The organism is Planococcus sp. TJ-301 (assembly GCF_058268475.1).
Genome location: NZ_JBZDOH010000002.1, coordinates 65,258 through 77,482, shown reverse-complemented (window position 1 = coordinate 77,482; position 12,225 = coordinate 65,258). Strand labels below are relative to the sequence as shown.

Annotated in this window: 14 protein-coding genes; 6 read left to right on the top strand and 8 right to left on the bottom strand. The window is 48.9% G+C overall.

Features of this window, described 5'->3' with window-relative positions:
* Position 1 precedes the first annotated feature (1 nt).
* Entirely contained in the window at positions 2–2,776 is a 2,775-nt protein-coding gene (locus AC4EHJ_RS11305) for an EAL domain-containing protein (protein ID WP_490975725.1), read from the bottom strand.
* Positions 2,777–3,145: 369 nt separating this feature from the next.
* On the opposite strand from AC4EHJ_RS11305, the gene AC4EHJ_RS11300 reads away from it, so the two are divergent.
* Positions 3,146–3,502: a DUF1801 domain-containing protein gene (locus AC4EHJ_RS11300; protein ID WP_490975724.1), complete on the top strand. Its 357-nt coding sequence runs from the start codon at positions 3,146–3,148 to the stop codon at positions 3,500–3,502.
* Between the two features lie 23 nt (positions 3,503–3,525).
* On the top strand, positions 3,526–3,981 hold the full coding sequence (locus AC4EHJ_RS11295) for a GNAT family N-acetyltransferase (protein ID WP_490975723.1): 456 nt from the start codon (positions 3,526–3,528) through the stop codon (positions 3,979–3,981).
* Between the two features lie 71 nt (positions 3,982–4,052).
* Here AC4EHJ_RS11295 and AC4EHJ_RS11290 read toward each other — a convergent pair whose 3' ends face one another.
* Genes AC4EHJ_RS11290 through AC4EHJ_RS11280 form a run of 3 tightly spaced genes read right to left on the bottom strand, consistent with a single transcriptional unit; the run spans position 4,053 to position 6,588 of the window.
* The gene (locus AC4EHJ_RS11290) at positions 4,053–4,820 is read right to left on the bottom strand and encodes a class I SAM-dependent methyltransferase (protein WP_490975722.1); all 768 of its coding nucleotides are present in this window, start codon (positions 4,818–4,820) and stop codon (positions 4,053–4,055) included.
* Between the two features lie 17 nt (positions 4,821–4,837).
* Positions 4,838–5,866 carry an ABC transporter permease gene (locus AC4EHJ_RS11285; protein WP_490975721.1) on the bottom strand — a complete coding sequence of 343 codons (1,029 nt, stop codon included), beginning with the start codon at positions 5,864–5,866 and terminating at the stop codon, positions 4,838–4,840.
* A complete protein-coding gene (locus tag AC4EHJ_RS11280) occupies positions 5,863–6,588 on the bottom strand; it encodes an ABC transporter ATP-binding protein (RefSeq protein ID WP_490975720.1) in 726 nt (241 codons plus the stop codon). Before AC4EHJ_RS11280 ends, AC4EHJ_RS11285 begins: the two co-directional genes overlap by 4 nt.
* 257 nt (positions 6,589–6,845) lie before the next feature.
* On the opposite strand from AC4EHJ_RS11280, the gene AC4EHJ_RS11275 reads away from it, so the two are divergent.
* Positions 6,846–7,649 carry a metallophosphoesterase gene (locus AC4EHJ_RS11275; protein ID WP_490975719.1) on the top strand — a complete coding sequence of 268 codons (804 nt, stop codon included), beginning with the start codon at positions 6,846–6,848 and terminating at the stop codon, positions 7,647–7,649.
* A gap of 40 nt (positions 7,650–7,689) precedes the next feature.
* Here the strand turns inward: AC4EHJ_RS11275 and AC4EHJ_RS11270 are convergent, their stop codons facing one another.
* Positions 7,690–8,301 carry a 3'-5' exonuclease gene (locus AC4EHJ_RS11270; protein WP_490975718.1) on the bottom strand — a complete coding sequence of 204 codons (612 nt, stop codon included), beginning with the start codon at positions 8,299–8,301 and terminating at the stop codon, positions 7,690–7,692.
* Between the two features lie 103 nt (positions 8,302–8,404).
* Between AC4EHJ_RS11270 and AC4EHJ_RS11265 the strand changes: the two genes are divergently transcribed.
* Positions 8,405–8,590, top strand: a complete 186-nt coding sequence (locus tag AC4EHJ_RS11265) for a CsbD family protein (RefSeq protein WP_490975717.1) — start codon at positions 8,405–8,407, stop codon at positions 8,588–8,590.
* A 70-nt stretch (positions 8,591–8,660) separates the two neighbouring features.
* On the opposite strand, the gene AC4EHJ_RS11260 is transcribed toward AC4EHJ_RS11265, so the two are convergent.
* Entirely contained in the window at positions 8,661–9,206 is a 546-nt protein-coding gene (locus tag AC4EHJ_RS11260; RefSeq protein WP_490975716.1) for a GNAT family N-acetyltransferase, read from the bottom strand.
* A gap of 208 nt (positions 9,207–9,414) precedes the next feature.
* Between AC4EHJ_RS11260 and AC4EHJ_RS11255 the strand changes: the two genes are divergently transcribed.
* Complete coding sequence (locus AC4EHJ_RS11255; protein WP_490975715.1) at positions 9,415–9,651, top strand: SHOCT domain-containing protein; 237 nt, start codon at positions 9,415–9,417, stop codon at positions 9,649–9,651.
* A 102-nt stretch (positions 9,652–9,753) separates the two neighbouring features.
* A complete protein-coding gene (locus tag AC4EHJ_RS11250) occupies positions 9,754–10,080 on the top strand; it encodes a four-helix bundle copper-binding protein (RefSeq protein ID WP_490975714.1) in 327 nt (108 codons plus the stop codon).
* Positions 10,081–10,154: 74 nt separating this feature from the next.
* Here AC4EHJ_RS11250 and AC4EHJ_RS11245 read toward each other — a convergent pair whose 3' ends face one another.
* On the bottom strand, positions 10,155–10,829 hold the full coding sequence (locus AC4EHJ_RS11245; protein WP_490975713.1) for a response regulator transcription factor: 675 nt from the start codon (positions 10,827–10,829) through the stop codon (positions 10,155–10,157).
* Entirely contained in the window at positions 10,804–12,210 is a 1,407-nt protein-coding gene (locus AC4EHJ_RS11240) for a sensor histidine kinase (protein WP_490975712.1), read from the bottom strand. The genes AC4EHJ_RS11245 and AC4EHJ_RS11240 overlap by 26 nt, the downstream gene beginning before the upstream one ends.
* Positions 12,211–12,225 lie beyond the last annotated feature (15 nt).

Sequence of the window (12,225 nt, the reverse complement as noted above, 5' to 3'; positions counted from 1 at the left end):
ATTAGTTTCTTTTCTCTCTTCCAAAATACTTAGCGGCAAGCTCGAGGGCAGTTATCGGCCGGCTGAAATAATAACCCTGCATGATAAAGCAGTTTTTCGATTTCAGGAACTCCAGCTGCTCGATTGTCTCGACGCCTTCCGCGATGACCTGCAAATTCAAGTTCTGGGCCAATGTAATGATCGTATTGGTGATGGCTGCGTTATCGTCATCCTGGACAATATCCTGAATGAACGACCGGTCGATTTTCAGGAAATCGATCGGGAAATTCTTTAAATAGCCGAGCGATGAATAGCCTGTGCCGAAATCATCGATGGCGATGTTGACACCGAGCTTTTTCAATTCCTTCATCTTCTTGATCGTCACTTTGCTGTTTTTGATAATTTGGTTTTCGGTCAATTCGATATGCAGAAATTCAGGCGCCAGGCGATATTCCGCCAAAGTCTCACCGATCATGGTAACAAGGTTGTCTTCTTCAAACTGGCGGCCGGATAAATTCACGGACATGCTCATACGGCTATGCCCCTGTTCCTGCCAGTCCTTCAATTGCCTGCAGGCATTCTTCAGCACCCAGCGGCCAATCGGCACGATCAAGCCGGTTTCTTCTGCAATCGGGATGAAGTCCACGGGCGAAACGCGGCCTTCAGTCGGATGGTTCCATCTGAGGAGCGCTTCAGCGCCGATGATTTCTTCGGTCGCGCTATCGATTTGAGGCTGGTAGTAAATTTCCAGTTCGTCATTGCCAAGTGCTTTGTAAAGCGCGTTTTCAAGCTTGATGCTTTCCATATTGCGATGGTTCATCTCGCTTTCAAAGAAATGGTAATGGGTCCCGGATTTTTCTTTTGATTTGTACATCGCTGCATCTGCGTGCTTGATGAGTATCTCGGCTGTATCGCCGTCTTGCGGGAACATACTGATGCCGATGCTCGTCTTGATGAAAACTTCATTGCCTTTCAAGGGGAATGGGTGGGCGAATGCGTCCATAACGTGCTCAAGCGCATCCAGAACATCCTCTTGGCCATTGACATCGGTGAGGATGATGGTGAACTCATCTCCTCCTTGCCTCGAGATGATGGCGTTCGGCGGGATGCTCACTTTCAGCCGCTCAGCCGCTTCACGCAGCAGCAAGTCGCCATAGCTATGCCCCAAACTGTCGTTGATCAATTTAAAGCGGTCGAGGTCCAAGTACAGCACAGCCACTTTCCGGTCTTTTTTCCGTGCTTCGCTCAGCGAAAAGTTCAGCCGGTCATTCAACAGCACGCGGTTCGGCAAATCGGTCAAGCTGTCGTAATACGCCAAGTATTTGATTTCTTCTTCAAGCAATTTACGCTCGGTGATGTCTTTGAACGTTACAACCTCGCCAAGCACTGAGCTGCCTTCCCTGATTTCGGAAATAACGCATTCTACCGGGAAATGCTCGCCATTTTTTTTGATGAATTGCTGATCCGGAGTGCAATTCGGCAAGTCTTTTCCATTTTCTTCGGTGACTTCGAAAATCACCCGGTACGATTTTCCAGTCAGCTCGTCTTTTTCATAGCCGAGCATGGCGGCACTCGCCGGGTTGCAAAACGTGATGTTGCCTTGCAGGTCCAGTCCGAAAATTCCTTCACCGGCGGAATTCAAAATCAGCATTTTTTCGCGGCCCAGGCTTTCCAGCTCTGCCACCACTTTTTCAAGCTCGCTGTTTTTTAAGCGGATTTCCGATGTCCGCTCCTCGATAATCACTTCCTGTTTTTCCATGTACAATAAATTCGATAGGGTCGAAGCCGTTGCATCAGCAATCGATTGGGCCAATTGCATGTCCGCTTCGTGGAACGACAGCCTGTCTTTTTCAAGTTCGACAATCGCCAGAGCGCCCAGTACTTCGCCCATCGCCACGAGCGGAATCATGAACATACCTTTGATGCCGAAATTCGTGCACACGTCATGGTTCGGCCTGCTGTCCGCAAAGACATCCGGTATGAGCAGCATTTTCTTCGTGCGCACCACTTCTTGCATCACAAGATCGTTGGTCTGGTCGAATTCCTGTTTGTTATGGGTTTCCAGCCATTCTTCTTCTGTCCAGTCGCTGTCGCGGCTCAGTGTCGCCGGTTTGATGCGCTGGCCCGCGAGCGGATCGAGCAGATGCACGGCCACGTTCGAGTTGTTGAGTACTTTGCCGACATAAGCGAAGCATTTATCCAAGCATTCCTGCATTGTTGCACACATTGAAAGGTCGCGCGTCAGATCCAGCAGCAATTGCTTTTCAGCGATTAAATTTTCCTTGCGCGTCAAATTCGTGGCGTTGCGGATGGCGACGCCCGCCATATTGACATACGCTTCGACCGTCTGGATTTCTTCTTCCTTCAAATTCATCGGGATGCCGTAATCGAACAGGAATACCAAGCCGAACAACTCGTCTTCATACGTAATCGGCAGCGCCAACAGCGATTTGATCTTGAAGGCACCGACTGCACGCGGGTCCGGGCGCGTATCTTTTGAAGTGTCCGGGATATAAATGGTTTTTTTAGTCTCGACAACTTCTTTCGCAAGTAAATCATATTCCATATCGATGACATGCATATCAAGCGTTGTGCCGTTGATGTATTTCGGCTTTCCTACATACCCCCGGTAATCGCCATTGCTTTCCGGCAGGTAAATACCCACCGAATCGCATTGGACAATTTCTTCTGATATCGCTGCCGTTACGTGCTCAAGCACTTCCCGAAGCTCCAATTTCGTATTGATCAGCCTCGTAATATGCGCAAGTCGCGAGTATCTTGTTTGTTCTTTTTGCATGCACACGCTCTCCATTCCTATTGCTTCCCAGCATGATTTCCCTGTTTGCAGAACTTTTAAAAAATGCCTTAAATTTACAATATTTCTCAACTAATTTTACCATAAAATCAGAATACTTTGTACCACATTTTAATTAAGGCATGGGCATATTATTTTACTAAGACAATAGCACCAACCTTATTAACGTAAATGCTGTTCAGAAGATACTAGACAATTATCAATTTTCCGTCAATACATACTTTTCATTGCCCCTTTTCCGTATCCAGCGTTTTCATTTACAGGTAAGATAGAGGTTGAACGGAACGAAGCCGGATGCGCACTGGCTGTTTGTGATGGTTTCACCCAAAATGAATTAAAGGGGCGATTTTGATGAAAGAGTTGCATAACCCATTGGCAGATCCATTTTTTAACGAGTTGGACGAACATGTAAAACCGCTGGCGCTCCAATTACGGGAGCTCATTTTCGAAGCTTCATCCAAAATGTCGGAAGAAATCAAATGGTCCAAGCCTAGCTATTCGCATGACGGGCTGGTGTGTTATTTGCAGCCGGCGAAAAACCACGTCAATTTCGGTTTCTATCAAGGCGCGCAATTGCCTGACTACGGCAATCTGCTGGAAGGCGACGGCACGAAAATGCGGCACATCCGCATCCATAAACTATCGGATATCCAGCCGGAGCCTTTCAAAAGCTTGATCTGGGAAGCGATTGAATTTAATCAGAAATAAGCGGTTAATGAATGTAAAAGGGAATGATTGATATGAACGTACAGATTGAGGAATTGAACGCAGCAAATTGGTATGATTGCTGCAATTTGGCGCTTGCAGAGGGCCAGGAGCAATACATGGAGCCAAACTCAGTATCCATCGCACAATCGAAATTCGAACTTTCGCTCAAGCCTTATGCCATTTACGCAGACGGCCAGATTGCCGGATTCCTGATGTACAATTCCCAGTTGGAAGAACTCGAAAGCTATTGGATTTACCGCATCATGGTCGACAAAAATCACCAAGGCAAAGGCATCGGCAAAGCTGCAGTGAAATTGATGATCGATGAAATGGCGAAAACGCTCGATGCGCAGAAAATCGCTGTCGGCTATCACCCTGAAAACACTGGTGCCCACGCCCTTTATGAAAGCCTGGGTTTCCATGACAACGGCGATCGCTTTGGCAAAGAAATGGCCGTCGTGAAAAACATGGCAACATGATAAAAAAGGCGTTCAATCCCCAAATGGATTGAACGCCTTTTGCTTTTATTCCATATCCTTGCTATACACCCTTAAAGCCCGCGCTTGTTCGCGACCGCTTCAAAAGTCAGTATTTCCCCGATGCGCGATGGCGCTTTGCCGTACTGGTAATCCGCCGATACCGTAACCTCCGTGAAACCAGCGTATTCGAGCAGCATTTTGAACTCCTCGATGCCATACCAGCGCATCGGGAACCATTCAAGTTCCGTCCCGATGAGCTCGCCATCACGCCATTTTTCGTAGCGGTTCTGCCCGATCGAATATTGGTTCAGCCAGTCGACTTCCACTTTTTTCGATTCCACCGTAATCACTTCGCCATACGGGTTATTCCATTTGCGCGTATTGGTTTTTTCAAGCTCAATATTCCCTGGCAGCGATACATCGACAATCAGCCTGCCGCCGTCTGCTAGATGGCGGTGGAAATTATGCAGCGCCTGGACTGATATTTCCCGCTCGTGCATGAGCAGGAATGTACCCGTCGAGATGATAATGGCCTGATAATCCGTTTCGCTTTCAAATGATTCCATTGATGCTTCAAAGACGACCGGGTCCAAACCGCGGTCCTCGCAATTAGCCCAGCAGATTTCGAGCATTTCCGTCGATGAATCAAAGCCGTCGACGTCAAATCCCTTTTCGAGCAGCGGAATCAGCATGCGCCCCGTGCCGACAGCCGGCTCGAGAATCTTGCCATCCACACCTTCCAATCGCTCCGCGTAATATTCGATGTCACCGAACGAACTGCCGATTGGCTTGTCCAGGTCGTAAACTTCTGATGATAGTTTGCTGTAATAGCTTAACAAATGTTTCCCCCTCCTCTTTATAGCGACCGGTGCGATTTGAGCACCAGCAGATTCAGCGTGATGAACACGGCGGCAAATGCCATAAGCGCCGCCAGTTCCCCTTTGATGGCGTCGAAGCCAAGCCCTTTATACATGACTGCCTTTAATGCTTCCGCGGCATAATAAATCGGCATGGCTTTCGCAATCGCCTGCAGCCAGTCCGCGAGCCCCTCGACCGGGAATATGCCTGCAAAGAAAATCTGCGGCACCACGACGAGCGGGATAAACTGCACCATCTGAAATTCGGTGGCTGCGAACGTCGACAATAGGATGCCAAGCGACAGCGCCACCAATGCCAGCGACAGGTTAATCATGATAACATGCCAGACCGACCCGGCAACGACAACATCCAGCACAAGGATCGAGAACGCTACGACTATGATGGTCTGAACTACTGCAAACAGTCCGAAGCCCACCAAGTAAGCCGCAAGCAATTCACCTTTGCGGATCGGCGTTGCCATCAGCCGCTCCAATGTTCCTGAAGTCCGTTCTTTCAGCAAGCCGATGCCCGAAATCAGAAAAACGAAAAAGAACACGAAAAAACCGATCAATACCGGGCTTAATACATCAAAAAAAGCGGTATCCTCGCTGCCGTAAATGAACTGCACAGCAATTTCCTCCGGTCGTTCTTCAGGCTCCGTTGCCAAGCGCATCGCCGCGTTACTGACTTGCGCCGACAGTGCTTTTGAAGCTGAAGGCTCTTCGTTCAATAAAATCAACGACATCTCGCCATTCGCAACCATCAGCAAACCGTCCAATTCATGATCGATGACCGTTTCACGGATCGCCTCCTCATACGGGATGACGTGGACTCCGCGTTCTTCGAGTGCAGCGGTGAACCAGACATCCACATTGACCGTGCCAAGCACAAGCTCTTCCGTTTCGTCGTTAAAGAAAAAATACATGAGCGTCAAAATAATCAACGGTGCAAAAAACAGCAGCGCGAGCGTGCGCCGGTCCCTCAGCAATTGTTTGATGATGCGCTTGACGATCGCCAGAATCCTCATCGGTGCTCCCTTCCGGCTTTCAGGAAAACTTCCTCGAGATCCTTTGCCCCATAAGCTTGCTTCAACTCGGCTGGCGTGCCGGTCGCGAGGATCCGGCCCTCCCTAACGAGCGAAACGATGTCGCAGCGCTCGGCTTCATCCATTACATGGGTCGTAATGATAATCGTTTTCTCATGCTCCTTTTTCAAGTGCAGCAATTCCGTCCACACCGACAGCCTCAGTTCAGGGTCCATGCCAACAGTCGGCTCATCTAGAATCAGCAATTTCGGATTGTGGACCAGCGCAATAGCAAGTGATAAGCGCCGCTTCATGCCACCCGAATAAGCCGATACCCGCTTGCCGAGTTCAGCGGTTAAATTGACGATGCCGGCGGCGTATGCGATGCGCTTCTTCCGGGCTGCACTTTTCAAGGGGTACAGCGAAGCGAAAAAATCCAAATTCTCTTTACCCGTCAACTCCGTATAAAGCGCATCCGCTTGCGCCATATAACCTACCTTCTCCAACAATTTAAGGTTCGGCACATTGACGCCAAAGATACGGATCGCACCTGCATCCGGCGCCGTAATGCCCACAATCATTTTGACCAGCGTCGTCTTTCCCGAACCCGATGGCCCGATCAAGCCGTAGATCATACCTTCACCGATTAAAAAGCTGATGTCCGTCAGCACTTCCTTCTTGCCGTAAGATTTGCTGACGCCTTCTACTTCAACTGCCTGCTCCATTGATAAACCCCCATTCCATAAAAAATGAAGTTTTGCGTTTTTGCTGCAAGGCTTTGAGGCTTTTTCCAGCCGGAGCGTTTTTTATATCCGCTTCTTAAATTTCATTCTACATGTTTTTTTTTCAAATAATAGAAACGAGGCTTATTTTTTCAGAATCGTTTATTAGTTCTGGCATCTGCGTTATACTTTTTACAAAAGCTTTTGCAAAAACCATAGCAAACCTTATTTTCAGCTGCGAAACAAAGGGGGAGCCGCATGTGAAGATTGCAGTGTTGTCAGACATTCATGAAGAATTGAACCGGAAGAAAACGGGCGCGGATATCTTGGCATTGATTGAGCAATGGCTGACGATCCACCGCCCGGATGTTTTTATTATCGCCGGTGATATTGCGGGCGATCCAGATAGGGCGCTGGAACTTTTAGAAGGATTACAGGCAGTTGTGCCATACATCCGGCTGCTGTTTGTCAACGGCAACCACGATATTTACGCCCCCGATTCACAGGCAGCCTATGATAAATTATTGGCGTTCCCCGGCAATTTGGGCAATGGACCTGTCGAACTCAGCGGCGGCTGGGTCATCATTGGCGATGGCGGCTGGTACGATTATTCGTTTGGCGTCGATGGACACACAGAAGAGGAATTTGCCGCTGGCGTCTACAAGGATTACCATTGGCCGGATATGCGCCACGCACATTGGCCGCGTTCCGATATCGAGGAAACCGGCGTTTCGCTGGCAAAGCTTGAAGGTTGGCTCCAACAGCACGAAGGCAAGAATATCATCATGGTGACGCATGTCATCCCGTTCCACCATTACCTGCGCGTCAAAAATATCGGCAGCTGGGATTTTTTCAACGCGATGATGGGCAGTGTGCGCTACGGGGAACTTGCGCTGAAATACCACGTGAAGAAATATATTTTCGGCCATATCCATTTGCGCTACCACGACTGGCATGAAGGCATTGAAGTGATCTGCAACCCGCTCGGCTACTACCCCTCCGAATGGCATGCTGATTCCCCTAAAGATGAGATTTTTTCAGCCATCAAAATTGTAGAAATATAAAAAATCAGCCTCCGGCGCAATTGCCGGAGGCTGATTTGGTTTAAAGCCTTGAAACACAAAATTGGTAAATAGCTGCTGTTGCCAAGCAATCGCCAAGCGCGTCATGGGCGTTATGCTCCAACTCAAGAAATGCTGACAGCGTCGTCAGTTTATGGTTTGGTGTTTCGGTAATCGCTTTTCTTGCCAGACGAACTGTATCGATGACGGTGTATTCCGGAATCGGTGTGATTTCTTCCAGCGCGTACAAAAAGCCCATATCGAATGGTGCGTTATGCGCGATAATCGGCAAGCCTTCGATGAACGCGATCAGTTCATGCGCGACTTCTTCGATGACCGGCGCTTCCTGGACGTCTGCATTTGTAATGCCTGTGATTCTTGTAATTGTACTGGAAATATGGCATTCCGGATTGATCATTAAATACATGGTATCTTCCCGATTATGGCCAATGTATTTCACGGCACCAATTTGGATGATTTTATCGCTTCCTGCTTTCAGGCCAGTCGTTTCAAAATCGAGGACGACGTAATTCTCCACGGTCTTCATGCTGGGCTTATATTTTTTAGGCTGGGCCGTTGCTTGCCTTCCGCGCCACGGCGGTCGGGTTTCTCTTAATTTCTGGTCGATTATTTGATTGGGATCTCGTTTATCCATGTTGTCCCTCCTTTTTCGGTTCCTTCTATTGTACCGAAAAACGTTTAACTTTTCCTTTTTCAGGCTATATAATCAGTAACACATTAATAAGGAGGAATTCATCATGGCAGGAGACAAAGGATTCGGAGATAAGCTTAAAGGCGCAATCAGCAAAGGCAAAGGCGAATTGAAAGACCAAGTCGGGAATGCTAAAGGTGATTCAAATCTCCAAGCTGAAGGCAAAAAAGACAAAACCAAGGGCAATATCCAAGACACCATTGGCGACATCAAAAAAGGTTTCAATAAATAAGCATACCAAAAACCCCTTAGCAGATGTTATGCTAAGGGGTTTTTTCGTATCCGCTCTTAGTGAAAAGGTTTTATTTCCCTTCCCATTCTTCAGCGAGCATGCCGTAAACCACATGGTCGACGTACCTCCCGTAAAGCCACTCCGCTCGGCGGATGGTGCCTTCCTCAACATAGCCGAGGCGCTCCGGTATGCTCCGGCTTTTCACATTGCCGGCCGCTGCACGGATTTCCACTTTATTGAGCTCCAATTCTGTCAGCGCATAATCTGTCAACGCACGCGCCACGCGCGTCATGATGCCTTTCCCTTGGTAATCCTGCCCCAGCCAATAGCCGATATAAGCGGTTTTATTGGACCGATTGATGTTATTGAATCCACCTACACCGACAATTTCCCCTTTGAGCAAAATAGCGGCATTCAAGGTTTTGCCTTCTGCATAATTGCCTCTTCCCGCCTTGATGAAATCTTCCGTATCTTTTAATTCCGTCGTGTAATCCAGCCATGGCAGCCATTCTTTCAAGTAGTTCCGAGAGTTGTCGGTCAGTTCGAAAATCCGCTTTGCGTCTCCAAGATCCACAAGTTTCAATGACAAGTCATTGTCAATCTTATGTATAAACATAGGCCATTCCCCTCTCTTTTTATGTTATATCGTAGCATACCCGCTATTTGCTGCGGATTTTTCATGAAATAAATATTCCCTTTATAATAATTAGAATATTCCTTCTATTATGTTGTACACTATTGGTAATTGATATTCACCTTTATTGTTAAAACCTTTGGGAAGAACAATCCATGATTTCAAATTCTTCGGAAAGGAGCAGTATGCGATGGCAGAAACAGAAGGCGTACGGATTTCATTTTTCATGATTCTCCTTATTGTGCTCATCCTAGTGGCAGCCATTAGCGCTGTGGCGATTTACGCAAGACAGCGCAGCATTGGCTCCTTAGGCTCTGCTGAAAAAAAACTGGATGACCGCTTTGCCAAAGGCGAAATCAGCGCTGAAGAATATCGGCAGCGCCTGCAAGAGCTCCACAGCAGGCGCAAAAAGCCGCCAGAAGGATAAAAGTGTGCAGATTCCAAGGAGTTTGCCCCATTCCGTTTAGACTTCCGAGCTTGGGGAAATCTGAAAGGGAAAACAGTAAAATCTGAAATGGAGGTTATAGGGATGGCTCATGAACAACATGCAGAATTGATCAAAACATTGCACGACTGCGCGGAAGCTTGCAATCATTGCTTCGACGCGTGCCTCAAAGAAGACGACGTCAAGATGATGGCTGAATGCATCCGCCTGGACCGTGAATGCGCGGACATCTGTGCGTATTTGGAACATGCCATTACGCGCAATTCGCCTTTCGTTTCCGAATTGGCGAAAGTTTGCGCAGTTATTTGTGAAGCATGCGGAACAGAATGCCAAAAACATGACCACGACCATTGCCAGCGCTGTGCGGAAGCATGCATGAAATGCGCAGAAGCTTGCAGAAACGCAGCATAATCTTTATTTTCAACATAAGAAAATCCCTCCTGCATAGGAGGGATTTTTTTTGCCTTTAACTACCGAGGTGCACATCATTTCATATTCACCCATTTATAGCCGATGCCCCAAACGGTGCGGAAATAATCATCGATTGGGAAGCCGGACTGGCGGATTTTTTCGCGGATGTTGCGGACATGTGAATCGACGGTGCGGCCTTCGGTTTCCGAATCGAAGCCCCAGACAATTTCAAGCAGCCGCGAACGTTCGTAGACTTTATCCGGATTTTTCATGAGCAGCCCGAGCATCGCGAATTCTTTCGGCGTCAGCCGGATGATGTGGCCGCGGTAAGCCAATTCAAAGCGCTCTTCGTCCCACACCAAACCATCCACTTCCAGCCGTTTAGCTGGCGCAGCTCTGCGCAGCAAAGCTTCCATGCGCGCAAGCAGCTCTTCTTCGCCGAACGGCTTGACCAAATAATCGTCGGCACCGAGGCGCAGACCCTTCACGATGTCTTCCTGCTGCTCGCGCGCTGTCAGCATAATAATCGGCACATTTGAGAAGCGCCGAATTTCCCTGCACACATCCCAGCCATCCATTTCCGGCATCATGATATCGAGGATCACTAAATCCACCGGTTCTTCTTCGAGCAGCCGGAGCGCTTCTTTGCCGCTCTGTGCTTTCAGGCAAGCGTAGCCATGCGGCTCCAAATACAGCTCCACCAAATCAAGCATCCGTTTTTCATCATCCACCAACAATACTTTGCGCATCGCTTTCCCCTCTTTCCAGCCGGACAATGACTTCCGTTCCTTTGCCCTGTTCGCTCTTCAGATCGATCCGTCCGCCGTGCGATTCGACAATTTCCTTTGCAATTGCAAGGCCAAGGCCGGACCCGCCGTTTTCGCGCGACCGCGATTTCTCGGCGCGGTAAAGGCGTTCGAAAACATACGGCACACTTTCTGACGGGATGCCTTCACCTTCGTCGCTGATGCGGATTACGATTTCATCGCCTTCTTGCCTGCAGTCGACCGAAACCCGGGAACCCGCAGCCGAATGTTTCAGCGCGTTGTCCAGAATGTTCAGCAGCACTTGCTGGATGCGGTCGGGATCCCAAAATGCGCGGAGGCCGGGTTCACACGCCACCGACAAAAAAATCCGCCCTTGTCTGAACGCCGGCTTGACCAATGCCGCAACTGAGCCGAGCAAATCAGCGATGGCTACGTCCTGGCGCCGTATTTCAAACTGGTGTAAATCGAGCTTTGCCAATTCGAATAAATTCCCGATCAGCGCTGCCAGCTGTGCCGACTCTTCTCGAATGATGGCGATGTATTCTTCCCGCTCCTTCTGCGGGATTCCCGGCCTGCTGAGGATATCCGCGTAGCCTTTGATATACGTAAGCGGCGTCCTCAGCTCGTGGGAAATGCTCGCCAGGAATTCATTGCGGGCATTTTTCAGCCGGTCGAGGTCGACCGATAATTTAGTGATGGCATTCGCCAGCTCTCCCAGTTCGTCGTTGCGGTCCGTCGACAAATCAACGCCTGTGTTGCCGATGCTCATCTGCTCCGCCGCTTCTTTCATCCGGATCAGCGGCAGCGTGATAAAACGCGACAGCATCAGCACAGCAACAATCGTCAACAATACGGCAATGGCGCCAGCCGCTAGAAATTGCTGCTGCAAATTGCCGACCATGCGCTCGATCGCCGCTGTACCGGAAAACATGAAGACATGCCCGGCGTGTTCGCCGTCGATTGTAATGGGGCTGTCTGCTGCAATATAGCGCTTGTCGTCCCATTTTTCTTCTACCACTTTTCCGCCTGCCGGCACTTCTTCAAAATCGGTATGCTGCAGCACATCGATTATTTCTGGTTCAAGCGGATCTGAATTGATGAGGATTTTTCCCACTTCGTCGGTGATGACGACAATATAGGAAGACGCCGCCTCCATCATGCCGACATGTTCGAGCGTCGTCGGCTCGAACATGTCGGCGAGCACTTCGCTGTGCGTTTCCCCGCGGGCAAGCAAGCTCGCCATGACTTCATCGACGCGTTCGTTGACGAGTGTGAAATACAATGCAGTGAACAGCAGCGCTTCGATCAATAAGATGAACGCAAAAAACAATAAGCCGATCTTCAGCGATAATTTATTGAACATAAGCGCCTCTTAGAA

Excerpts from the sequence above, each read along its gene's own strand:
- AC4EHJ_RS11245 (WP_490975713.1), bottom strand. The coding sequence starts at position 10,829 with ATGCGCAAAGTATTGTTGGTGGATGATGAAAAACGGATGCTTGATTTG.
- AC4EHJ_RS11250 (WP_490975714.1), top strand. The coding sequence starts at position 9,754 with ATGGCTCATGAACAACATGCAGAATTGATCAAAACATTGCACGACTGC.
- AC4EHJ_RS11280 (WP_490975720.1), bottom strand. The coding sequence starts at position 6,588 with ATGGAGCAGGCAGTTGAAGTAGAAGGCGTCAGCAAATCTTACGGCAAG.
- AC4EHJ_RS11305 (WP_490975725.1), bottom strand. The coding sequence starts at position 2,776 with ATGCAAAAAGAACAAACAAGATACTCGCGACTTGCGCATATTACGAGG.
- AC4EHJ_RS11285 (WP_490975721.1), bottom strand. The coding sequence starts at position 5,866 with ATGAGGATTCTGGCGATCGTCAAGCGCATCATCAAACAATTGCTGAGG.
- AC4EHJ_RS11270 (WP_490975718.1), bottom strand. The coding sequence starts at position 8,301 with ATGGATAAACGAGATCCCAATCAAATAATCGACCAGAAATTAAGAGAA.
- AC4EHJ_RS11260 (WP_490975716.1), bottom strand. The coding sequence starts at position 9,206 with ATGTTTATACATAAGATTGACAATGACTTGTCATTGAAACTTGTGGAT.
- AC4EHJ_RS11300 (WP_490975724.1), top strand. The coding sequence starts at position 3,146 with ATGAAAGAGTTGCATAACCCATTGGCAGATCCATTTTTTAACGAGTTG.
- AC4EHJ_RS11255 (WP_490975715.1), top strand. The coding sequence starts at position 9,415 with ATGGCAGAAACAGAAGGCGTACGGATTTCATTTTTCATGATTCTCCTT.
- AC4EHJ_RS11295 (WP_490975723.1), top strand. The coding sequence starts at position 3,526 with ATGATTGATATGAACGTACAGATTGAGGAATTGAACGCAGCAAATTGG.
- AC4EHJ_RS11240 (WP_490975712.1), bottom strand. The coding sequence starts at position 12,210 with ATGTTCAATAAATTATCGCTGAAGATCGGCTTATTGTTTTTTGCGTTC.
- AC4EHJ_RS11265 (WP_490975717.1), top strand. The coding sequence starts at position 8,405 with ATGGCAGGAGACAAAGGATTCGGAGATAAGCTTAAAGGCGCAATCAGC.